We start from the raw sequence: 21,664 nt of genomic DNA on the forward strand, positions 1-21,664 counted from the left end.
ATAAAAAATTAACCGTGGTGAATGTAAAAGCCTGTTTTTCACTGCTTAGAAAAAGGGAACCCAATCAGTTATCTTTGATACATAAAATGAACCATCATGACCAGGAATTTTCACTATAAGAAGGTGTTGCAATACTTTCTGCAGGGGCTTTTGATACTGGGCCCGGTTACCATCACCGCCTACTTTATATACTGGGCGGTCACCACCATCGACAACCTGATACCCATCTTCACTTATACGGATGCCCAGGGCGTGGTGCGTGTGCAGAACTACGGGATCGGTTTCCTGCTGATCATCGTGGCGCTCATTGTGATCGGGTATTTCAGTTCCTTTTTCATTACCACCCGCATCCTCAATTTTTTCGACAAACTGCTGGAAAGGACCCCGGGCATCAAGCATATTTACTCCACCACCCGTGATTTTTTTGAAGCCTTTGCGGGAGACAATAAGAAATTCACCAAGCACGTACTTGCCAATGTAGACGACAATGATGTATGGCGGTTTGGTTTTGTGACCCGGGAGGAAATGGAGGATTTTGGCCTGCATGAATACGTCACCGTCTATATCCCCATGGCCTATTCTGTTGCCGGAAATGTGTACGTGATACCAAAGAACCGGGTGAAGCCGATCTCAAATATCACGGCGGCACAAACCATGAAATTTGCCGTGAGCGGTGGGGTTACCGACATCGATGAAGATGAGGCAAAAAAATAAAACACCATACTTTAACCGGAAAAAAAACAGGGAAAGCCGGAATGATTGATTCAACTTGAGACGACTCAATCGTGTACAATGAAAAAAGCCATCCGGTACTGCTTTCTTCCTTTCGTTCTACTGCTGTTGAATTACCCGGCATACTGCTGGGGATTCTATGCCCATCAGAAAATAAATTATTATGCTGTTTTTCTGTTGCCGCCTGAAATGATGCTTCTGTATAAACCCAACATCGTCTTCCTCAGCGAACATGCCGTTGACCCCGATAAGAGAAGGTATGCAGTGCCGGAAGAAGGGCCAAGGCATTATATTGACATAGACCAGTACGGTGCGTACCCGTATGACGCACTGCCCCGGAAATGGGATGATGCGGTTGCCCGGTTCGGTGAAGACTCATTGAAACGGCACGGCATTGTACCCTGGCATATTCAAACCATGCTGTACCGGTTGACGGAAGCTTTCAAGACAAAGAACTTCCCCCTGGTCATGAAGGCCAGTGCAGAGATCGGTCATTATATTTCCGATGCACATGTGCCCCTGCATGCCTGCAGCAACCACAATGGTCAGTTCACCAACCAAAAGGGGATCCATGGTTTTTGGGAAAGCCGGGTGCCGGAACTGCTTGCAGAAAAAGAATTCGATTTCTTTATCGGCAAAGCGGAGTATATAAAGAACCCCGGTGATTTTATCTGGAAACGGGTCCTGGAAAGCGCCAAAGCAGCAGATTCTGTATTACGCTTTGAACGGGAGCTTTCCCTTCAGTTCCGGGATGATAAAAAATATGCTTTTGAAGAACGAAACGGGAAGCTGATCCGTCAATATTCTTCTGCCTTTACAAAAGCATACCATACTAAACTAAACGGCATGACCGAACGCCGGATGCGGCAATCGGTCTTTACCATCGCTTCGTTCTGGTACACGGCCTGGGTCAATGCAGGCCAGCCGGACCTGAAAGGACTGGGCGGCCGGGAATTCTCCGAAGCCGACCGGAAAGAATTTGAACAACTCAATGTACAATGGGCATCCGGCGCAAAAATGATCGGGAGGGAAGAACAATAAACCCATGAGGTTTTAAAAACCTTATAGGTTTGTTACGTTTTGGGTATTTTTGCCCTTCAAATTTTAAACATGAGTGTTTTAAATTCCAAAATCCTGAGCGACGCCGAAGGAAGGGGGCCGGGGGGCATGGTTCATAACTTTAATGCAGGTCCGTCCATTTTACCCAAAACTGTTTTTGAAGAAGCATCACAGGCTATCCTCAATTTTAATGATACCGGTTTATCCATTTTAGAGATCGGCCACCGTACCCCCATTTTCCAGGATGTGATGGATGAAGCAAGGGCCCTGGTCAGGGAATTAATGAACCTGGATGATGACCATGAAGTGTTGTTCCTCCACGGGGGCGCTTCCACCCAGTTCATGCAGGTACCCATGAACCTGCTGGATGATAAAGAAACAGCCGCATACACCGATACCGGCGTATGGAGCACCAAAGCCATCAAAGAAGCAAAGCTCTTTGGCAAAGTGGAAGTGGTTTGCAGCAGCAGGGAAAGCAATTTTACATATATCCCGAAAGATTTTGCCGTACCCAATGACGCAAAATACCTGCACATCACCACCAACAACACCATCTACGGTACACAATGGCAGCAGATCCCAAAAACAAGCAACAGCCTGGTGGCCGACATGAGCAGCGATATACTCAGCCGGGTGCTTGATTTTAATTCCTTCGACCTCATCTATGCCGGCGCACAAAAAAATGTGGGAGCAGCAGGTGTGAATTTATTGGTAGTGAATAAAAACATCTTAGGAAAAGTAAAACGTACCATTCCCACCATACTGGATTACCGCAACCACATCAGGGAAGGTTCGATGCTGAACACTCCGCCGGTATTTGCCGTTTATGTATGCATGCTCACGTTACGCTGGCTGAAAGACCAGGGCGGTGTTGCGGTGATGGAGAAACGGAACAATGAAAAAGCTGCATTACTTTATAAAGCCCTCGATGAAAATCCTCTTTTTACCGGAACCGCAAATAAGGAAGACCGGAGCAGGATGAATGTTTGCTTTGTGATGAATGACCCTTCATTGGAACAATCCTTTCTGCAGTTCACCAAAGAAAACGGCATCGTCGGCATCAAGGGACACCGGCTGGTTGGCGGATTCAGGGCTTCGCTTTACAACGCATTGCCGCTTGGCAGTGTACAGGTACTGGCCGGGCTGATGAAAGAATTTGCCTTGCAGCATGCTTAAACAATTTCAATACATTTACAACTGATAACCAAACGGAACATGGTAACGATTCATCCTTTTAAAGCATTGAGGCCTGCGGCAGAACTGGCAAAACAAGTGGCATCACGTCCGTACGATGTACTCAACAGCAAAGAAGCCAAAGTGGAAGCAAGGGGTAACAGCGCCAGTTTCTTACACATCACCAAAAGTGAAATAGACTTACCGGATACGACCGATATTCACTCACAGCAGGTTTATGATAAGGCAAAGGAGAACCTGGAAGCCTTCATCAGCCGTAAGATCCTGTTCAGGGAAAGCAAACCCTGTTATTATATCTATCAACTGGTAATGAACGGCAGGAGCCAGACAGGGCTTGTTTGCGGAAGTTCGGTGGATGATTATGAGAATGACCTGATCAAAAAACATGAATTCACCCGGCCGGAAAAAGAAAAGGACCGGATCAACCATATCAAAATAACCGGCGCACAAACAGGCAATGTTTTCCTGGCCTACCGAAATGTGGCTGAGATCGATGCCCTCATTAACAAATGGAAGGAAAAAAGCCCGGTGTATGATTTTACGGCAGACGACGATATCCGCCATACCATCTGGATCGTGAATGATGACGATACCATTGAAAAGATATCATCGCTGTTCAAAGAGAAAGTTCCGTGCACCTATATTGCCGATGGCCACCACCGGGCTGCCTCAGCAGCCAAAGTGAGGGCCGCACTTGGCAGCAATGCACAGGAAGGCGCTGATCATTTCCTTACCACCCTGTTCCCGTCAAACCAGTTGCAGATCATGGATTACAACCGGCTGGTAACCGACCTCAACGGTTTGAATGAAGCGGATCTTTTATCGGCCATCCGGAATAAATTCTCGGTACAAAAGGCAGACAAGGCATTTTCACCAGCCAACCTGCATGAATTTGGAATGTATTTAAATGGCCAGTGGTACCGGCTAACTGCCAATGAAGGCAGTTACAGCAACGACCCGATCGGTATACTCGATGTAACCATTCTGCAGGATAATCTATTAGACCCGGTTCTGAATATAAAGGACCAGCGTACGGACAAACGGATCGACTTTGTCGGCGGCATCCGCGGACTGGGCGAACTGGAAAAAAGAGTAGACAGCGGCGAAATGGCCGTGGCATTCAGCCTGCACCCGGTGAGCATACAGCAACTGTTTGACATAGCCGACAGCGGCAAGGTGATGCCCCCAAAGAGCACCTGGTTTGAACCCAAACTGAGGGATGGTTTGCTTACACACCTGATCGACAATGCAAATGCAGGTAATGAGTAAGAGGGCGTATCTGGCTTATTCTAAATTTTATACTGAATGAAAAAACTTTTTCTGTCCGTTGCTGTTGTCCTGGTCCACCTGTCATTGACAGCACAGGATGCAGCCGAACTGCATAAGACCGCCAGGGCTTATATGCAGCAGGGAGATCACTCCAATGCCATCATCGTGCTGAACAGGGCCGTGGCCCTGCAGCCGGGGAACATGGAGATCTCCAAGGACCTTGCACTCAATTATTATTTTTCCAAAGACTATAAAAAAGCGCTGGATGTGCTGAATCCCTTACTGGATAAGGATAATGCAGATGACCAGTTTTTCCAGATCGCAGGCGATTCATACCTGGCGCTCGAGCAGGTAAAAGAAGCTGAAAAACTTTACCGGAGGGGAATTAAAAAACTGTCCGGCAGCGGCGTCCTGTATAATGAACTGGGAAAGATACTCTGGTCGCAGGGAGATCTTTCAGCAATAAAACAATGGGAAAAAGGCATCGAATCCGATCCGGGGTTTGCGGGCAATTATTACAATGCAGCCAAGTATTATTACTTCAGCACCGACAAGGTATGGAGCCTGCTTTATGGGGAAGTGTTCCTGAATATGGACCCCCTGAATGCATACGCCCCCGAAATGAAAAATATCCTGCTGGAGGGTTATAAAAAATTATTTACCGATGCCAACCTGGAAAAACACAACCCGGAAAAGAACAGTTTTGTGGCTGCCTTTCTAAATACCATGAACAAACAAAGTTCCGTTGCATCTGCCGGCATCAATGCCGAAACACTTACGATGATACGGACCCGGTTCATTTTAGACTGGTATGCCTCACATGCCAATAAATTCCCGCACAGGCTTTTCGACCTGCAACGCCAGTTGCTGCAGGATGGATTATTTGATGCCTACAACCAGTGGTTATTTGCTGCTGCTCAAAACCTGCCCGCTTATCAAAACTGGATAAACGCCCATACAAAGGAATACAGCGAACTGAGCCGTTTCCAGAAAAACAGGGTGTTCAGGATGGGGGCCGGCCAATATTATCATTGATCCCGTTCAATGGTCCTGCTGGCACCCTGTCCGTATGGGTGCAAGTGATGTTTTTTTATTAACTTGTCTATAAAATATTCTTTATGGAAGAGCAACGCGATGAAAAATTATGGCAGATCGCCAAACGCCGGGCCGATTTCCAGGACAGCCTTATCGGGTTTATCGTGATCACCGTTATTTGCTGGGCCGTTTGGTTCTTTACCAGCGGGCGCCATGGATTCACGGATGTAACCCCCTGGCCCCTCTGGGTGATGCTGGGCCTGGGCATTGGCCTGGTATTCAAATTCATCAAAGCCTATAAAACAGATAAAGATACCCTGGCGGAAAGGGAATATGAAAAGCTGAAGAACGGGAACAAATAAACCTTGCTTAATACCAACGATTGCTTATGAATGAAAATTCAAGAATATTTGATTTTGTAGACTACCAACTGAACCGGTTCCCTAAAAAGGATATGTTTTGCGGAAAGGAGAACGGGCAATGGGTACCAACCAGCACCGCCGAAGTAAAACAGCTCATCAACCAGCTGAGTGCCGGGCTGATGAAACTGGGCATAAGCGGCCATGACATGCGGATAGAGAACCAGGATAAGATCGCACTCATCTCAAAGAACTGCCCCGAATGGCTGATACTGGACATGGCCTGCCAGCAGATCGGCGCAGCCATCTGCCCCATCTATCCCACCACCAACATCAATGAACTGGAATTCATTTTCAACGATGCTGCTGTAAAATATGCTTTCATAAGCGGGCAGGAAATAGCAGACAAGGTGAGCAACATACGTGACCGGGTGCCAAGCCTTATCAATGTTTACAGCTTTGATGAACTGCCGGGAGTGAACCGCTGGAAAAAACTCCTGGAAGATATTACGGATGCAGACCTTGCAAAAGTGGAGGAAATAAAGAAAGGTATCCGGGCCGAACATTGCGCCACCATCATTTATACATCCGGCACAACCGGTACACCCAAGGGAGTAATGCTCAGTCACCGCAACATCGTAAGCAATGTGATCAATTCGGTAAAAAGTTTCCCGTTTGAAGAGAACACCAATGCACGTGCGCTGAGTTTTTTACCCCTGAACCACATTTTTGAGCGGATGATCTCATTCATATACATCATCAGCGGCATCTCCATTTATTATGCGGAAAACCTGGATACCATTGCCGAAAATCTGAAAGAAGTAAAACCAACTTTATTTGCCACGGTGCCCCGGTTGCTGGAGAAAACCTATGAAAAAATAATGGCAAAGGGCGCTGAGCTTACGGGTATAAAGAAAAAATTATTCTACTGGTCGGTGGGCCTTGCCAACGAGTATGATAACATCCGGCCAAAAGGTATCGGGTACAACATGCAGCTGGCCCTTGCCAATAAACTGATCTTCAGCAAATGGCGGGAAGCGCTGGGCGGGAACATTGAGCTTATTGTAACCGGCGGGGCAGCCTGCCAGGTAAGGCTGATACGCATTTTTACCGCTGCCCGGATCCCCATTTATGAAGGCTATGGGCCCACGGAGAACAGCCCGGTGATCAGTGTGAACCGGAAGGCCCGGGGAGGAACAAAATTCGGGACCGTTGGCCCGGTGATAGAAGGGCAGGAAGTAAAACTGGAAGCCGACGGCGAAATATGTGTTAAAGGCCCCAGCGTGATGATGGGCTATTACAAACGGCCCGACCTGACTGCCGAAACCATCATTGATGGCTGGCTGCATACCGGTGATATCGGCATCTTTGAGGACGGGATCTATTTAAAGATCACCGACCGGAAGAAAGAACTCTTTAAAACCAGCGGCGGGAAATATGTGGCGCCGCAGCCCATCGAAAATAAAATGAAAGAATCGCCCTTTGTTGAACAGATGATGGTGGTGGGTGCCGAACAGAAATTTGTAGGCGCCCTGATCGTTCCTTCCATACCCAATTTAAAAGAATGGATGCAGCATAAGGGAATAGCCTTTACCACGGCGGAAGATGCGGTTCATAACCCAAAAGTGCTGGACCTGTATAAGGAACTGGTTGATTCGTTCAATAAGTTCTTCAACCACGTGGAGCAGATCAAGAAATTTGAGTTGCTGCCCAATGAATGGACCATCGAAAGCGGTGAACTTACTCCCACCCTGAAACTGAAGCGCAAAGTGATCATGGAAAAATACAAACCGGCCATTGACCGGTTATACAACTAAAAGAAAACCGGGGATCCTGATTAAAATTATTGATCGGGATCCCCGGCTGGTTTACTCATGCCTGTAAGTACATTCATTCAAGGAACCTGGATAAAACAGTAAGGTTGATTTTTCATTAAGTTATAAGGCCATTAATACATCGGGGTTAATCATAGTATCAATATCTTGATTTATATACTTTCCAATATCCCGGGTATAAGATCAAAGTCTTTCGACTTATCGATAAACCCAGCCGCTCCCGTCTTCCTGCACAACCGCTGGTAATACTCACTGGTGTGGTTACTGATCATCACCACTTTTATACCGGGATGATCCCTGGTAATGAACCTCAATAACTCCAGCCCGTTCCTGCCAGGCAACTGGATATCGAGCAATACGATACCGGGACTTTCTTCTGTTAAGATCTTCACTGCATCATTGTAACTGCCTGCGGCAAATACCTGCCCAATGTTTTTTACGTCTTTCAATATGCCCCTGATCCGTTGCACGATCAATACTGAGTCATCTACAATTAATATAGATTGTCCATTAGTATTAGGCATAAGGTAATAGCTGCCGGCAAGTTATTCATTTACGTGGGGCTGTGTGTAGTTGAAGCATGGTTGATGCTGTAGGGCTAATACTACAGGATTGCGCCTGGTGAAGAACCCTAGATCAGTTTATGTTCAATGGCGTATTTGGTAAGGTCTGAATTGGATTTCAGGTTCATTTTTGCCATAACCCTTGCCCGGTAGGTACTTACGGTGGTAACGCTTAAAGAAAGCATTTCGGCAATATCGGATACGGATTTTCCATTGGCCAGGAGTTTCATCACATCAAACTCCCGGTCGCTGAGGGTTTCATGCGGGTGTTTTATTGCAGGGGAAGAAAAGGAGTCGGCCAGTTTTTCGGCAATGGATTGTGAAATATATTTTTTGCCAAGCAATACTTTTTTAACTGCTTTCACCAGTTCGTCCGGGGCCGTGTCTTTACTGAGGTAACCGGCTGCACCTGATTTCAGGGCACGCAGGGCATATTGTTCCTCGGGGTGAATGCTCAGGATAAGCACGGGCAGTTCGGGAAAGCTGATCTTGATCTGCTGCAGGGCATCCAGCCCGCTGCGGCCCGGCATGGAAAGGTCGCTTACCACCACATCCCATTTTTCTGCCATCACCTTTTTTATCAGTTCTTCCGCATCGGGTACTTCATCAATGACGGCATTGGTAAATTCCTCCAGCAGGATCTGCTTCAGGCCTTTGCGTACAACGGTATGATCATCTGCTATTAAGATCCGCAACATAAGTAAGTTTTAAACAGAGGTTTTTACATGTTCAAGGGGGATCGATATCACAATTTCTGATCCCTGGCCGGGTTTACTTTTTATCTCATAGGTTCCGCCAATCAGCAAACTGCGTTCTTTTATTCCCAGTAAACCCAGTGTTTTTTTGCCCTTTATCGAGTTTACATCAAACCCCACCCCATTATCACGTATGCTAAAGTACAAACTTTTATCATCGCTTTCCAGGGTGGCGTTTACCTGTGAAGCCCCTGCATGGCGGGCAATATTGGTCAGCACTTCCTGGTATATGCGGAACAGGGCCGTTGCGGCATGCGGCACTACCGAAATATCACCCGCCTCATTGGTAAATACCACTTTAGTTCCCGAACGCTTTTCAAATTCCTCGCTCTGCCATTCCAGGGCAGCCAGCAGGCCAAGGTCATCCAGGATACTTGGCCGCAGGTCGGTAGCAATTTTACGGACGGTGGCAATGGTGGAATTAACCAGTTCAATGCTGTCCTTCATCTTCTTATTGATCTCCCCGTCGGTACTTTGTATTTTTCGGTTCAGCCAGTGCATGTCCATTTTAAGCCCGGTAAGCTGCTGCCCCAGTTCGTCGTGTATCTCCCTGGCAATATTCGTCCGTTCATCTTCCCGGATGCTTTGCAGGTTGGATGCCAGCTGGCGGATCTCTTCATAGGATTTTTGCAGGAGTACCTTTGCCTTGTGCTGCTCGGTCACGTCATGCGATAACCCCAGCCACACCATCCGGCCCTCGTACATGATCTGGTGGCTGTATGTTTCCACATGGATGACGGTACCGTCCTTCTTTTTGTGGCGCCAGGCCCGCACGTTAATGACATCCGGTTTCATCTTAGCCACTTCCTTTAAAAAGTCGCTCACATCTTCTTCGGGACGTAACTGCTTTGTACTCAGTTGCAGGAACTCCTCCCTGGAGTATCCATACTGTTTGATGGCTGCTTCATTTACATCAATGATCCTCAGATCGGGTATGGTCACCATCCACATCGGCAATGGATTATTGTAAAACAACAGCCGGTATTTCTGTTCAGAAAGATGCAGTTCCTCCATTGATTTCTTCCTTTCGGTTATGTCTTCTGCATACCCGTACTCTATTTTACCGCCCCCGGCATCCTGAACCACATTCGTCTTGGCCGAGATCCACCGTATCTCACCATCGGGCCTTACAATACGGTATGAAATATTTATTTTGCGTGTATTGCCTATATTTTTATGCGCTTCCTCCAGAACCGCCTTATCACCAGGGTGTACCGAGTTGATGAAATCGGCTGGGTTTTTATAAAGGTCTTCGCATTTCAATCCCCAGATGGTTTCATACGACGGGCTTATATAAAGCGTCTGGTATGTTTCCAGGTCATTCACCCAGTACACTCCCGAAATATTCTCTACCAGGTTTTGAAAGAGTTTTCTTGATCTCAATATCTCCGCTTCTGCTTTCTTACGTTCGGTGATATCAATGATGCTTCCCCGGATGAGCACCTTATCTTTGGAGGGTAACCGCACCAGCCATACTTCGCAGGGTATTGTGTTCCCCTTGGCATCGCAATGCGTCCATTCAAAAACAGGTTTTTCTCCCTGGACGGCCTTTGTGATATATGCAAGTGCCGCTTCCGGAGATGGCCGCCCGTCGGGCTGGTATGCAGGACTTACCTGTACCGGGCCGATCTTCAGGAGTTCTTCCTTCGGGATCCCAAAGAGCTTTGCGGCGCTTTCACTTACACTCACAAAATTTCCATTTTCCACGTCAAACACAACCAGTGCCTCCGGGGCGTTCTCAACCAGCACCCGGTAACGTTCTTCACTTTCCCGTATGGCTTTTGCGGCATCTTCCTTTTCCGAAATATCAAATCCAACACCCATCATGCATGGTTCTCCTTGGTATTCTATTGCCAGGCCCGTGAAGTAATAAGGAATGATCTCTTTGTTTTTCAGCAACAGGTTTACTTCCACACTGTCTTCTCCTGCTGCAAATACATTCCTCACTTTTGACCGCATCAACTCCTGGTCTTCTTCTTTAAAAAAGGTCATGGGATGCATGCGGGCGAATTCATTGGCAGTATAACCGGTCACGGTCTCAAAATTCTTATTCCACCGCAAAAATTTCCCTTCTTTATTGAACAGGTAAAATACACCGGGCAGGCTGTTGATGATGGTATCGGAAAGTTCCTTTTCCTTCAAGATCTGCTTTTCACTATGTTCCCTGTCGGTAACGTCCTGCATGGCTCCCAATATCCGCTGGGGCCTGCCATCTGCACCATATTTGATATAGGCCCGGTCATAAAATGTCCGGTATTCACCGGTTGCTGTTTTAAAATGGAACTCCTCCGCTATGGAGTGCTCAGATCTTCCGATGGCATCCTGGAGCCTTTTTACAATCCCATCCCTTTCGTCCGGGTGGATCCGCTGGATGAACATTTGAAAATCGATCTTCGCATTTACAGAATCAAACCCATATAAACTGTATAATTTTTTATTCCCCCACGTTTCATTCTTTGTAAAATCATGGTCCCATACGGCATCGTTGGTGGCCTGTGCAATGATCTCAAACCGCTCATTGGATTTTTGTATCTCCTCTTCTGCATTTTTCCTGTCCGTGATATCCTTGCTGGTTATGATAAAGCCGGCAACAGCCCCCTCCTTATCCTTTAAGGCATTGATACTGCTCAATAAGTGGGTTTTACGTTTTGTTTTGGGCTGAATGAAATCAAATTCCCCCCTCCAGCGCCCGTTCGTGTACACCTGCCTGAAAACCTCCTCATTGCTGGTTCCCGGGTATTCAAATGTTACCAGTTCGGGTATCCTTTTTCCCAATGCTTCTTCCGGTGTAAATCCATACAGTTCTTCACAGGCCTTGTTCCAGCTTACGATGTGGCGGTTAATATCGAGCGAAGTGACGGCATCGGTCACGCTTTCCAGCAGGCGGGCCTGGTACCGCAATGTATCTTCACTTTTTTTGCGTTCTGAAATGTCCCGTATAAAGCCGATCAGTGTATGCGTGGTGGCCATTTTCGAATTCACTTCAATATCCAGCGCCGTGCCATCCTTTTTCAACAACCTCCGTTCATACAACAAGGCCTTGCCCTGCATCAGTTCTTTGAACCGGAGGGGGTTTAAATCTGTATCCTCTGCCGGTAAAAATTTGATGATATGTTGCCCAAGCACTTCGGCTTCACTGTACCCGCTCATAGCGCAGAGGCTCTTATTCACTTCCAGGATATTACCGTCGAGGTCGGTGATCACTATCCCATCCGATGCCTGTTCAATAAGGGTCCGGTATTTTTCCTCACTTACCTTAACCAGCAACTCTGCTTTTTTCATCGCCGTGATATCGATCACGCTGGTAAGCCAGTTTGTGCTGTTTACCAGGTCCAGGCGTTCAATTGAGAGCAGCACGGTAAAAGGTTCTCCTTCCCTGGACAGGATCTCTGTTTCATAATTCCGGAGCTGGCCTTCTGCATCCAGTATCCTTTCTATCTCCTGGCTTACCGCTTCCCTTTTTTCCACGTTGATCCTGCTTATCAGGCCTGCTTCATCGGAGGTTTTACCGATCAGTTCACCGGGTGTTGTTCCCAAAATAGCTGCATAAGGCCTGTTGATGTCCAGTATCCTGAAATCCTTGTCGTAAACGGCAAAACCAACCACGTTGGAATGAAAGGCCTTTAAAAACCTTTCGTCACTTTCTTTCAGTTGCCGGGTACGCACTTTAACAAGCTCATCGAGTTTTTGGGGTCGTATCGCAACGGTATAAACAAATGCACCGCCAAGCAGGGATACAAGCACTCCCAGCACCGCAAGCAGAACAATATCCCCATAGGCCTTGTACGGCCGGGATGGTGCCAGCGATAATTTCCATTCAGCATTACGCACATTTACTGATACCGAAGAGCTGCTTTTAAATTCCTTGCGGTATGGTAAAAAGAACTCTTCCTTCTTTGTATCGGGATTCAGTTTGGAAAGTTGAAAGTAATAACCGTTGCTTCCGGATGTATCGATACCTGCCGCCTTAAGCAGGGTGGGCATTTTTATTACAACGGCCGAAAAACCCCAGAAATCATTGTTCCGGAAAACCGGCAGCCTGCCTACCACACCCATACCACCCTGCCTGAGTTCAAAAGGCCCGGCAAAATACAGTTCCTTTTTTTCGATGGCCTTCAATGCTTCTTTATTTCTTGACGGGTCCTTTAAAATATCATACCCGATCACATTTTCATTACCCTTTAATGGATATACATACCGTATCACCCCGCCGGGCACCAGCTGCAACGCATCGATATCAATACCTGCCTTGAACAACTGGACTGCCACCGAATCAAAGTTTTTAACCGATCCGTCACTGTCAATGAAAAAAGAAAGCGTTTTGGTGGCCGATAAACTGTATGCCAGTGTTTGCTGGAGTTTGTCGCGGCTGGCATTCAATATCTCATACGCTTCATCATTCTTTGCTTCCTTCAGGATCGTATAACGCTGGTAAATAAGAATACTGAATAGGATGGCCAGGATGACAAATGCCAGGATACCCAGCCTGACGGGTTTATTCAATCCCAAATCAGTTTTACCAGGATAACCAGGTAACCCGCTTTCCACCTGCCTGCTGTTTGTTTTTTTGTCTGTCATTTCTTTCTGAGGGCATGCAAAGCAACTGAATTTTCAGTTACCAACAAGATGAATTAACGGGAACGGGTTTCATTACCTATCCTTTTATGAACCTGCCGGTTTTGCTGTAAACTAAATTTAACTGAAAAACCAGGGCCGTCATTTTTTTTCTACCTAAAATAAATGCGTATTACTATAACAGCACCCGGGATAACAGGATGCCTTTTTTTGATTTTTTTTTTTGCTTTTGCCGGCAAGGATAACCGTAAGACCGGGTATGCGTAATGCCGTAACCCGGTATTCCTTTTACAGAAGCGCTTTAAATACCATGGCCTGTTTTGCAGAAGATGGTCCTGGAACAACAATGACCCCCTGGGATAAAAAAGAACCCGGGAATACCGGGGGTTTTTATGAGCAACGGTATATCAACCCAGCGAGGGGAGCAGTTTTATCTCATTGCGGTAAAGAATGATCTTCTTATCGTTCTCCAGTTGCTTAAGCAGCCGGGATACCACTACCCTTGAGGTAGCGAGGTCATCGGCGATCTGGTAATGTGATGCTTTTACCACACTGGAGCCGGTAAGCCGTTGCTTTTCTTTCAGGTAAGCGATGAGTCGTTCATCCAGTTTATGAAAAGCAATGCTCTCGATGGAACGCAGCAATTCCAGGAAACGTTCATTAAAACTGCGCATGATATAACTCTTCCAGCTGGGATATTTGCAAAGCCATTCTTCCAGTTTGATGTGGGGAATAGCGATCAGTTCCACATCGTCTTCCGCAATGGCCTTTACCTCGCTCTTCTTGGCTTCCATGCAGCAACTGTATGCCATGGAACAGCTTTCGTTGCTCGACAGGTAATACAGCAATATCTCTTTTCCTGTTTCATCCATGCGGAACACTTTGATGGTTCCCTTGAGGATGATCGGCATCATGCGGATGTATTTGCCATAGTCCATGATGAGATCCCCTTCACTGAATTGCTTTATTTCTCCGAACTGGTACATTTCCTTTACCAGTTCGGGTTCAAAGATTGCGCTAAAACTGAGCTTGTCCTGCATCATGTTTTAAAAGTGATAGTTCAGTACAAAATTATACAGAATCATATTCACTTTATTAAATTCATATTTTGGGTTATTGTAAGTCTCACCACTCCTTAATTTCGCCACAACCAACAGCTGGGCATCGAGGCCCTTTAAAAAACCCCCGAATGCATAGCGGGCATCTGCATTTACCTGTGTGTAGGAAGGTAATCCATATTTATTTAACCGGTAATTCCGCACATCCGGCAAATGGTAATACCCTGCTGCCAAGGATGTCTTTATCCCCGTACCGGGTATATGGTAATTAACCTTTGCCATAACAGCATGTGCATCACCAAAGCCTTCATTGCGTTCGCGGGGTAAAAAAGTAAAGAAGGGTTCCCGGCCCCATTCCCGGGGCATTAAATAGCGGCCATTACCTGTAATGCGGTTGTAGTTGAGCGTAGCTTCCCAGGTTTTATTTTTCCAGCCTGCTTTTGCCCCAAAGCTGATGGAACCGCTTCCTTTTTCAAAATAGGTCTTGGCAGCATCTGCATTCCCGCCATTGTTTATCGCATCCTGTTTTATGAACTGTGCAGCGGCAATGATCAAACTGCCATTCTTTTGCGGAAATACCAGGTCAGCCTGTACCATGGCCGTATTAAAAACATTATCTGTAAAAATATCCCAGGCCTGCAGTTTTAAATTTTCATGGGCCTTTACCTGTATCCCAACCAGGCCCACCACTTTACTGTTGATATTCTGATTGTACATTGCTTTTGTTCCATCTACATTCACCCCGGTTGAATAAACACCCAATGACTCCCCGATCCCAAACCATGCAGTGGTTCCCCGGGGGGAAAGCGCATAGAGCAGGCCGCCTTCTGCTTTTATTTTTTTGGCATCGTCAAATTCCATCCAGATGCCTTCCACGGCGGTAGGCCTCATCCTGCCATCCTGTAAATTAATAAAGGGTGTATTCAGTAATTGCCGGCCAAAAGTGACGGAAGCATTTTTATACTGGTACTTTAAATAGAATTCCTCCAGCCTGTCTATATTCTTCTTATTGCCCGGGTCACGCACATCAAACAATACTGCTTCATAACGGTTGAACTGGCCGGTTACCGTATCTGCCTTTGAAAGATCGGATGAGCCGATATTAAACGTATAAAAGCCGCTGACCGCAAACCGGAACCCGTGAAAGCGGGCTGTTTCGTACCGGATACCACCCCCTGCTGCATTGGCAAAATAATCGGTAAGGCCGGCCTTATTATCGGTGGCCATAAAAAAATACCTGAAGTGACCGTTGAAATGGCCTCTTTTAAAGGCAGACAATATGGACGTAGTGTCCACTGCCTGGACCTGTTTGCCTTTATACATATCTGGTTTTTCCGAAACCTCCTGGTGCTGTGCCGATACACTGCTCCCTGCAAGCAACATCCATGATGCTACCAGTATCTTTTTCATCTTACGTTAAATTTTACGGAAACTAAAACCCTGATTTAATATAACTCCATCCCTGCTCCTGCTTTGTTACGATCTCAACAATACCTGCTTTAACAAAGCCGGCTTCGGGTATGATCTTTTCTTTCGGTATGTTCCTTTCACTCATGGAAAATTCACAGGCCACGAATTCAACACCCTTCATTTTCATTTGCTGTATTTTTTCCTGCGCTACTGTTTTGCCAATGACCAGCATGCTTAACCCCGGGCCATGACATACCACTTCTATTTTAGTTCCCGGGGCAACCGTAGTAATGTTATTCAACTGTTTCATCAGTGCCTTGTGGGCTAACGTATCATCAATGCTAAGTTGAAAAACAATTTTATGCTGCTGGTTTCCCGCAGTCATTGACCCGGAGGAAGGAACCTGTGCTGTTACTGTTTGAATGGCATTGGCCATCATAAGGACCACGAGTGCTGAAAATATTCTTTTCATTTGTTTGTTTTTTTATTTAATGAAACCGGTAATCCACCCCGGTCACCTGCGTAAGCAGTGTTTGCGGTGCATCCAGGATATCGGCATTTTCGGGCGGCACGGGCGTAACCGGTGAATTGACCGCCAGGTAATCCCTCATCACCGAATGCAGGGTATGGTTGGTGTTCTTTGCATTGGATACATTCCTCATCCGGCAAAGCATATCACTGGGATCCCCATCCCGTTCACAGGCACATATCCTGTATGTTTTATCCAGGTCAAGTGCGGTGGTTTCCACGTTCACAGACTGCACCCTTTTACCCTTTTCCGCAAAAGCATTGAACGTCACTTTCATTCCTTTGAATTTTATGGCCCAGCCACCAAAACGTTCAGAAGCATCTTTTGCAAATACATTGTGCAGTTCACTTTCCAGCCAGTCGTGAATTTGTTTACCGGTCACCATCCCGGTCCGCACCGTGCTGTCAACCGGGAGCATGTCATAAATAAAGCCTTCCGTGATGGGAATGTTCCCGGTATGGTCGGGTGTGGTACGCGGCGGACAAAACCGGAAACCATTCGACAATACTATATCCACATCCGGTTCCTTCCACTTTAATGCATCCAGTATCATGGTATCAATGGGGTTTTCCACCACAAAATACCGGTACAGGGGTATGGTGCTGTAACCTACCACCGAATAAATATCCTTTTCAAATGGCTTTTCATTCTCTTTGATCAAAGCGGTCATTTCAGCGGATGGCCCGAATCTGCCTGCCGCTATTTCCACCAGTTCGTATTTGTCTTTGATCACCTTGCCGTTTTGAATGGTAAGATCCAGTTTACCTACAAATGAACCAAAAGCACCGGGTTCCACCACCTTGCTGTACGTACACTGAATGGGTTTACGAACCCTTTCATGCGTATCGCCGCCAAGGATGTAATCAACCCCTTTGCACTCTTCTGAATTTGCCAGGTGGATCTGTTGTGATAATCCTAAATGGGCCACTATCAAAACATAAGCGCATTGCTCCTGGTTACGTAATACATCCACGTAATGTGCCAGGTTCTCTTCGGGCTTGGTGTAAATGATGCCTTTGCTGTAATTGGGTGATTGGCGCAAGGGAACCAGTGGGTCGGTATATCCCAGGAAACCGATCTTTACGCCCTTGATATTCCAGATATAATAGGGAGGAAAGATCAGTTCCCCCTTTTTATTATCGCCCAGGTCGTGATACATATTGGCACAAACCTTCGGTGCATTCAATGAGCCCAACAGGGTCTGCATGGCCTTTTTATAATAAATGACCTCCCAGTTCCCGGGAAGATAGAGGTCGTAACCCAGTGCATTTAAAAGGGGCACCATTGCCTTGCCGGTGGTTTTAACCGATAGTTCACTTCCCTGGAACATGTCGCCGGTATCAATTAAAAAAGAATGGGGATTCTTCTTTCTTTCTTTATGCAGGTAAGTAGCCAGGTGTGCGTACCCGCCAGTTTTACGGAATACGGCTTTGTCATTTTCCCAGAATAATTCATCGTGCGGATGCACCTGGCAGTGCACATCGGTGGTTTGCAGAATGGAAACGGTAAATGGTTTTTCATCCCCGGGTTCTTCATCGCTCTCCTTTTTGCCGGCTGTTCCGGCCATGGAAAGAATGGGTGTTGAAGCGAGCAATCCTGCCCCGCCAAGGGTGCTTAACTTTTTAATGAAATCTCGTCGCTGGTTTTTCATATGCCACATTATTTTTTTTCTGAGGATGTTTTTTGTTTTACTGCTTCTTCCATTTTCTTTTGTGCTTCCACGATGGGTTTGAAAGGACCGTACTTGTGCTGCGCTTCCGTAAAAGCATCTGCATACGGGCCAAATGGATGATCAGCCGGTTTTTTTGAAATATCGGGCCAGTCTTTCGGAACATTGATGTGCGGTCTTGCCTGTGAAACAACAAAAGCCGCTACATCCCATGCTTCTTCATCGGTGAGTTGCGGATTCTGGTGTGTTACGCCCAGCGGCATATTATATTTTATGTATTTGGCAAAATTGCTGATGCGGTACAGACCGGCACCATCATTAAAACTGTTCTTGCCCCATAAGGCCGGGTACGTATATTCTGTTTTATCCAACGTAAAGACCCCTTCGCCGTTTGCCTGGTGGCAGCTCTGGCACTTTGCAGTATAAACAGACATCCCGTTCTCAGGACTGGCGGCACGGTCAAGCCAGGCAAGGTCTTTAAACCCCGAACCTTCTGCTTTTTTCCCTTTCTCCACATTCGATCCTACAAAGTTGATGTACGAAACAATGGCCTGCATCTCCTTACTTGTTTTAGGCAGGGCTTTACCGTTCAGGCTCCGCTCAAAGCAATCATTCACCCTTTTATAGATATCTTCCACCCCACCGCTCCTTGCCCTGAATTTTGGATAGAGTGAAGCCACGGAACCATAGTTGTTGCCAAAGACAACGGTGCCTGCCTGCAAATGACAATTCTGGCAATTCATGCCATTGCTTATCTGCATTACAGAACCATTGGGGCCAAGATATCTGGAAGTATGTGCAATTAATTCCTGGCCGTATGTTACCTGTTCTTTTTGTTTGGCATCAGGGATGGTACTGATATCAGGTGCCGTCCAGTAATTACCTGCATCCGCTTTCGGTGTACCTGGCTGAGCAGTCGCATCCTGCGTTTGCTCCACGGATTTTCCGGGTTTACCCGTGTAATATAAAATAAATGGTATGGCAACAATGGTGATCACCAATACCACCACAATAAACATCAATCTATTGATGACGGAGACCAGCCCCTGTGTTATTTTACCTTCCTCCTGTTCGTTGTGCATAAGGAATGATTTAAAAATTAATGAGGCAATTTATCCCTGAAGTATCCATATAAGAATGTTCCGATAATGGCGAACAGGAATACGATCGTCATTGTTAAAAAGCCATACCCGATATTTACCACCATCGGACCGGGGCATGCACCGCTCAGTGCCCAGCCCAATCCAAAAATGATACCTCCCGCGAGATAACGTACAACGGATCTTTCTTTTGGATAGAAGGAGATCTGGTTCCCGTGAAAATCCCTTATCTTAAACTTCTTTATCAGTGCCACCCCAATAACACCCAGTGTGACAGCAGTACCTATGATGCCATACATGTGGAAAGCCTGGAAACGGAACATCTCCTGTATCCTGAACCAGGAAATGGCTTCTGATTTAGCCATTACAATTCCAAAGACAATACCGAGTACAAGAAATTTTATAAACTTCATCTGATCAAAATATTAATGGTAGAATTAAAAAGGTCATTGCGAGGCCACCGATAAAAAATCCGATCACTGCGATCAGGGAAGGCAACTGCAGGTCGGATAAACCGCTGATGGCATGACCGGAAGTACAACCACCGGCATACCGGGAACCAAAGCCCACCATCAGTCCACCCATTGCCAGCACAAGAAAGCCTTTTACAGAAAGCATGGCATCCAGGCTGAAAAGTTCGTCAGGCTGTAAGGAGGCTGGTGCTGCAATGCCCAGTTTTGCAAGGTCACCGATGGTTTCCTGCGAGATCTGAACGGGGGCATCGGTTGACAGGAACTGTTTTGCAATAAAGCCGCCAATGATGGCCCCTATCAGAAAAACAAGGTTCCATACCTGGGTCTTCCAGTTAAAGTCAAAAAGTTTGGCTTTCTTTCCCAACCCTGCCACAGCACAAATGGTTCTTAAGTTGGACGAAAAACCGAATGACTGGCCAAAGTACAAAAGAAAGAACATGATCGCTGCAATCATTGTACCGGAGAACCACCAGGACCAGGTTTGTGTTATCACCTCTCTCATGCGATGTATATTAGTCGTTTAAATGAAATGAAATAATGGGTTTGAATAAATGATTGATGAGTTTTTCCGTTGCACTGTGATGGAAGAAACCACCTTTGCCATGAGTACCGATGCAGATGATATCCATATTGATCATCTGGTTAAAATGTATGACCCCGTTCTCCACGTCCTTATCATTTATCAGGTGGCATTCGTAATCGGTTATATTATTCAGCAAAGCAAATTCTTTCATATTGGCTTCAACGGCTGACCGCTCTGCGTCCACGTTGCCGGATGTTATCTGCAGCAGGTGCAGTTTTGTGCCGAAGGCGCTGATCAGTTTATGCATCAGCGCCAGGTCTTCGGGCACCGGGTTGCCGAAATTATGTACCAGCAGTATATTCCGGATGACGAGGTCTGAACGGTCGCACATTAATGAAAGCAACGGTATCCTTGACTTACGGGCGATCATTTGTGTTTCGGAACCGGAGAGTTTTTCCTTTATGCCCCATGCCCCTTTGGTTCCCATTACGATGATATCAAAATGATTTGCCTCGGAAAAATCCAGGATCGCATCGGTCACTTTTCCCAACAACAGGTGTGTCTGGATATGACTGCCATACAATGTTTTAAGATTGGCCAGTTTCCGTTCTGCTATTTCCTTTTGCTTTATCACATAGTTCACGTCGATCTCCCCGCAGGTCTGAATATCCCCATTGGAACCCATGGTTACTGTATCCGGCACAGCCAGAACATGCAGGAAGTGGATCTCGATCGCTGTCTTTTCTTCCAGTTTTTTCACCATCAGGTAAGCAAATTCTGCCTGCACTGAAAAATCGGTCGGTATCAGTATTTTAAAATTTTCCATATTCCTTAAATTACAGGTTTTATACTACTATTTGCACTCAATATTCTGCCAGGCGCCTTTGTTTTCCACATTTTTAATCCCCGCCTGCTCAAGCAATTCCCTGGCAACTCCGGCACGGCTCCCGCTGCGGCAAACCACGATCACCTTATCATAGGCCTTCAATGACCCGATCTTTGCTTCCAGTTCATTCAACGGGTAGTTGACGCTGCAGGTTGCATGGCCGTCGTTATTCCATTCCTCAACAGTCCGTACATCTACAATAATGGTTTTTGTGGCGGCCGTATCAATTGATCGCGTTTCCGTTGTACCGGGTGTTTCCCCGCTGTTTGTGCAGGACAACAGGCCAGCCATAAGCGCAACGGCAAAAAGATATTGTTTTACGTATCTCATTTTACATACTGATTTACGTCCTCCCAGGTACCACCGTTCACCACGTTGGTAAATCCGTTTTGCTCCAGGATCATTTTTGCCTGGCCGCTCCGGTTACCGCTGCGGCAAAATACAATAATGTTCTTTTTGTCTTTGAACTGTGCGATCTGCTGGGTTACGCTGTCTAAAGGAATGTTTACCGATCCTTTTACATGCCCGGAAGAATATTCCCCGGGAGTTCTTACGTCTACTAAAAATGCACCCTCTTCGATCTTCGCTTTCAGATCTACCTGGGAACTGCCACCAAATAATTGTTGTAAAATGTTCATGG

Annotated in this window: 20 protein-coding genes; 7 read left to right on the forward strand and 13 right to left on the reverse strand. The window is 46.4% G+C overall.

From position 1 onward, the window contains the following. Window positions 1–96 precede the first annotated feature (96 nt). The 7 genes from IPJ02_07765 (at window position 97) to IPJ02_07795 (ending at window position 7,465) form a co-directional block, all read left to right on the forward strand. Window positions 97–714, forward strand: coding sequence for a DUF502 domain-containing protein (locus IPJ02_07765; protein ID MBK7375443.1), 618 nt, complete (start codon window positions 97–99; stop codon window positions 712–714). 78 nt (window positions 715–792) lie between these two features. Continuing rightward, window positions 793–1,773: a S1/P1 Nuclease gene (locus tag IPJ02_07770; GenBank protein ID MBK7375444.1), complete on the forward strand. Its 981-nt coding sequence runs from the start codon at window positions 793–795 to the stop codon at window positions 1,771–1,773. A gap of 126 nt (window positions 1,774–1,899) precedes the next feature. Further along, complete coding sequence (gene serC, locus IPJ02_07775; protein MBK7375445.1) at window positions 1,900–2,967, forward strand: 3-phosphoserine/phosphohydroxythreonine transaminase; 1,068 nt, start codon at window positions 1,900–1,902, stop codon at window positions 2,965–2,967. A gap of 39 nt (window positions 2,968–3,006) precedes the next feature. Beyond that, window positions 3,007–4,254: a DUF1015 domain-containing protein gene (locus IPJ02_07780; protein MBK7375446.1), complete on the forward strand. Its 1,248-nt coding sequence runs from the start codon at window positions 3,007–3,009 to the stop codon at window positions 4,252–4,254. Window positions 4,255–4,290: 36 nt separating this feature from the next. Continuing rightward, window positions 4,291–5,289: a tetratricopeptide repeat protein gene (locus tag IPJ02_07785; GenBank protein ID MBK7375447.1), complete on the forward strand. Its 999-nt coding sequence runs from the start codon at window positions 4,291–4,293 to the stop codon at window positions 5,287–5,289. Window positions 5,290–5,372: 83 nt separating this feature from the next. Beyond that, window positions 5,373–5,651 carry a 2TM domain-containing protein gene (locus tag IPJ02_07790; protein ID MBK7375448.1) on the forward strand — a complete coding sequence of 93 codons (279 nt, stop codon included), beginning with the start codon at window positions 5,373–5,375 and terminating at the stop codon, window positions 5,649–5,651. Between the two features lie 26 nt (window positions 5,652–5,677). Continuing rightward, on the forward strand, window positions 5,678–7,465 hold the full coding sequence (locus IPJ02_07795) for a long-chain fatty acid--CoA ligase (protein ID MBK7375449.1): 1,788 nt from the start codon (window positions 5,678–5,680) through the stop codon (window positions 7,463–7,465). A gap of 170 nt (window positions 7,466–7,635) precedes the next feature. On the opposite strand, the gene IPJ02_07800 is transcribed toward IPJ02_07795, so the two are convergent. The 13 genes from IPJ02_07800 to IPJ02_07860 all read right to left on the reverse strand — a co-directional run bounded on the left by IPJ02_07800 (window position 7,636) and on the right by IPJ02_07860 (window position 21,662). Further along, entirely contained in the window at window positions 7,636–8,007 is a 372-nt protein-coding gene (locus tag IPJ02_07800; protein ID MBK7375450.1) for a response regulator transcription factor, read from the reverse strand. A 107-nt stretch (window positions 8,008–8,114) separates the two neighbouring features. Next, window positions 8,115–8,744, reverse strand: a complete 630-nt coding sequence (locus tag IPJ02_07805; protein ID MBK7375451.1) for a response regulator transcription factor — start codon at window positions 8,742–8,744, stop codon at window positions 8,115–8,117. A 9-nt stretch (window positions 8,745–8,753) separates the two neighbouring features. Then, a complete protein-coding gene (locus IPJ02_07810; GenBank protein MBK7375452.1) occupies window positions 8,754–13,379 on the reverse strand; it encodes a PAS domain S-box protein in 4,626 nt (1,541 codons plus the stop codon). A gap of 404 nt (window positions 13,380–13,783) precedes the next feature. Beyond that, entirely contained in the window at window positions 13,784–14,419 is a 636-nt protein-coding gene (locus tag IPJ02_07815) for a Crp/Fnr family transcriptional regulator (protein MBK7375453.1), read from the reverse strand. 3 nt (window positions 14,420–14,422) lie between these two features. After that, window positions 14,423–15,844, reverse strand: a complete 1,422-nt coding sequence (locus IPJ02_07820; GenBank protein ID MBK7375454.1) for an outer membrane porin, OprD family — start codon at window positions 15,842–15,844, stop codon at window positions 14,423–14,425. Window positions 15,845–15,866: 22 nt separating this feature from the next. Then, window positions 15,867–16,316, reverse strand: coding sequence for a DsrE family protein (locus IPJ02_07825; protein MBK7375455.1), 450 nt, complete (start codon window positions 16,314–16,316; stop codon window positions 15,867–15,869). 16 nt (window positions 16,317–16,332) lie between these two features. Continuing rightward, window positions 16,333–18,024: a 5'-nucleotidase C-terminal domain-containing protein gene (locus tag IPJ02_07830; protein ID MBK7375456.1), complete on the reverse strand. Its 1,692-nt coding sequence runs from the start codon at window positions 18,022–18,024 to the stop codon at window positions 16,333–16,335. A gap of 8 nt (window positions 18,025–18,032) precedes the next feature. Continuing rightward, the gene (locus IPJ02_07835) at window positions 18,033–19,124 is read right to left on the reverse strand and encodes a c-type cytochrome (GenBank protein ID MBK7375457.1); all 1,092 of its coding nucleotides are present in this window, start codon (window positions 19,122–19,124) and stop codon (window positions 18,033–18,035) included. A 17-nt stretch (window positions 19,125–19,141) separates the two neighbouring features. Then, a complete protein-coding gene (locus tag IPJ02_07840; GenBank protein MBK7375458.1) occupies window positions 19,142–19,555 on the reverse strand; it encodes a YeeE/YedE family protein in 414 nt (137 codons plus the stop codon). A gap of 4 nt (window positions 19,556–19,559) precedes the next feature. Next, window positions 19,560–20,117 (reverse strand): YeeE/YedE family protein, encoded by a 558-nt coding sequence (locus IPJ02_07845; GenBank protein MBK7375459.1) that lies wholly within the window; start codon window positions 20,115–20,117, stop codon window positions 19,560–19,562. Window positions 20,118–20,127: 10 nt separating this feature from the next. Next, window positions 20,128–20,964 (reverse strand): universal stress protein, encoded by an 837-nt coding sequence (locus tag IPJ02_07850; protein MBK7375460.1) that lies wholly within the window; start codon window positions 20,962–20,964, stop codon window positions 20,128–20,130. A gap of 27 nt (window positions 20,965–20,991) precedes the next feature. Continuing rightward, a complete protein-coding gene (locus IPJ02_07855; protein MBK7375461.1) occupies window positions 20,992–21,354 on the reverse strand; it encodes a rhodanese-like domain-containing protein in 363 nt (120 codons plus the stop codon). Beyond that, the gene (locus tag IPJ02_07860) at window positions 21,351–21,662 is read right to left on the reverse strand and encodes a rhodanese-like domain-containing protein (GenBank protein ID MBK7375462.1); all 312 of its coding nucleotides are present in this window, start codon (window positions 21,660–21,662) and stop codon (window positions 21,351–21,353) included. The genes IPJ02_07855 and IPJ02_07860 overlap by 4 nt, the downstream gene beginning before the upstream one ends. Window positions 21,663–21,664 lie beyond the last annotated feature (2 nt).

The organism is Chitinophagaceae bacterium (assembly GCA_016710165.1).
Lineage (GTDB): Bacteria > Bacteroidota > Bacteroidia > Chitinophagales > Chitinophagaceae > Ferruginibacter.

Coding starts and splice junctions, on each gene's coding strand:
- IPJ02_07765 (MBK7375443.1), top strand. CDS start 97: ATGACCAGGAATTTTCACTATAAGAAGGTGTTGCAATACTTTCTGCAG.
- IPJ02_07770 (MBK7375444.1), top strand. CDS start 793: ATGAAAAAAGCCATCCGGTACTGCTTTCTTCCTTTCGTTCTACTGCTG.
- serC (MBK7375445.1), top strand. CDS start 1,900: ATGGTTCATAACTTTAATGCAGGTCCGTCCATTTTACCCAAAACTGTT.
- IPJ02_07780 (MBK7375446.1), top strand. CDS start 3,007: ATGGTAACGATTCATCCTTTTAAAGCATTGAGGCCTGCGGCAGAACTG.
- IPJ02_07785 (MBK7375447.1), top strand. CDS start 4,291: ATGAAAAAACTTTTTCTGTCCGTTGCTGTTGTCCTGGTCCACCTGTCA.
- IPJ02_07790 (MBK7375448.1), top strand. CDS start 5,373: ATGGAAGAGCAACGCGATGAAAAATTATGGCAGATCGCCAAACGCCGG.
- IPJ02_07795 (MBK7375449.1), top strand. CDS start 5,678: ATGAATGAAAATTCAAGAATATTTGATTTTGTAGACTACCAACTGAAC.
- IPJ02_07800 (MBK7375450.1), bottom strand. CDS start 8,007: ATGCCTAATACTAATGGACAATCTATATTAATTGTAGATGACTCAGTA.
- IPJ02_07805 (MBK7375451.1), bottom strand. CDS start 8,744: ATGTTGCGGATCTTAATAGCAGATGATCATACCGTTGTACGCAAAGGC.
- IPJ02_07810 (MBK7375452.1), bottom strand. CDS start 13,379: ATGACAGACAAAAAAACAAACAGCAGGCAGGTGGAAAGCGGGTTACCT.
- IPJ02_07815 (MBK7375453.1), bottom strand. CDS start 14,419: ATGATGCAGGACAAGCTCAGTTTTAGCGCAATCTTTGAACCCGAACTG.
- IPJ02_07820 (MBK7375454.1), bottom strand. CDS start 15,844: ATGAAAAAGATACTGGTAGCATCATGGATGTTGCTTGCAGGGAGCAGT.
- IPJ02_07825 (MBK7375455.1), bottom strand. CDS start 16,316: ATGAAAAGAATATTTTCAGCACTCGTGGTCCTTATGATGGCCAATGCC.
- IPJ02_07830 (MBK7375456.1), bottom strand. CDS start 18,024: ATGAAAAACCAGCGACGAGATTTCATTAAAAAGTTAAGCACCCTTGGC.
- IPJ02_07835 (MBK7375457.1), bottom strand. CDS start 19,124: ATGCACAACGAACAGGAGGAAGGTAAAATAACACAGGGGCTGGTCTCC.
- IPJ02_07840 (MBK7375458.1), bottom strand. CDS start 19,555: ATGAAGTTTATAAAATTTCTTGTACTCGGTATTGTCTTTGGAATTGTA.
- IPJ02_07845 (MBK7375459.1), bottom strand. CDS start 20,117: ATGAGAGAGGTGATAACACAAACCTGGTCCTGGTGGTTCTCCGGTACA.
- IPJ02_07850 (MBK7375460.1), bottom strand. CDS start 20,964: ATGGAAAATTTTAAAATACTGATACCGACCGATTTTTCAGTGCAGGCA.
- IPJ02_07855 (MBK7375461.1), bottom strand. CDS start 21,354: ATGAGATACGTAAAACAATATCTTTTTGCCGTTGCGCTTATGGCTGGC.
- IPJ02_07860 (MBK7375462.1), bottom strand. CDS start 21,662: ATGAACATTTTACAACAATTATTTGGTGGCAGTTCCCAGGTAGATCTG.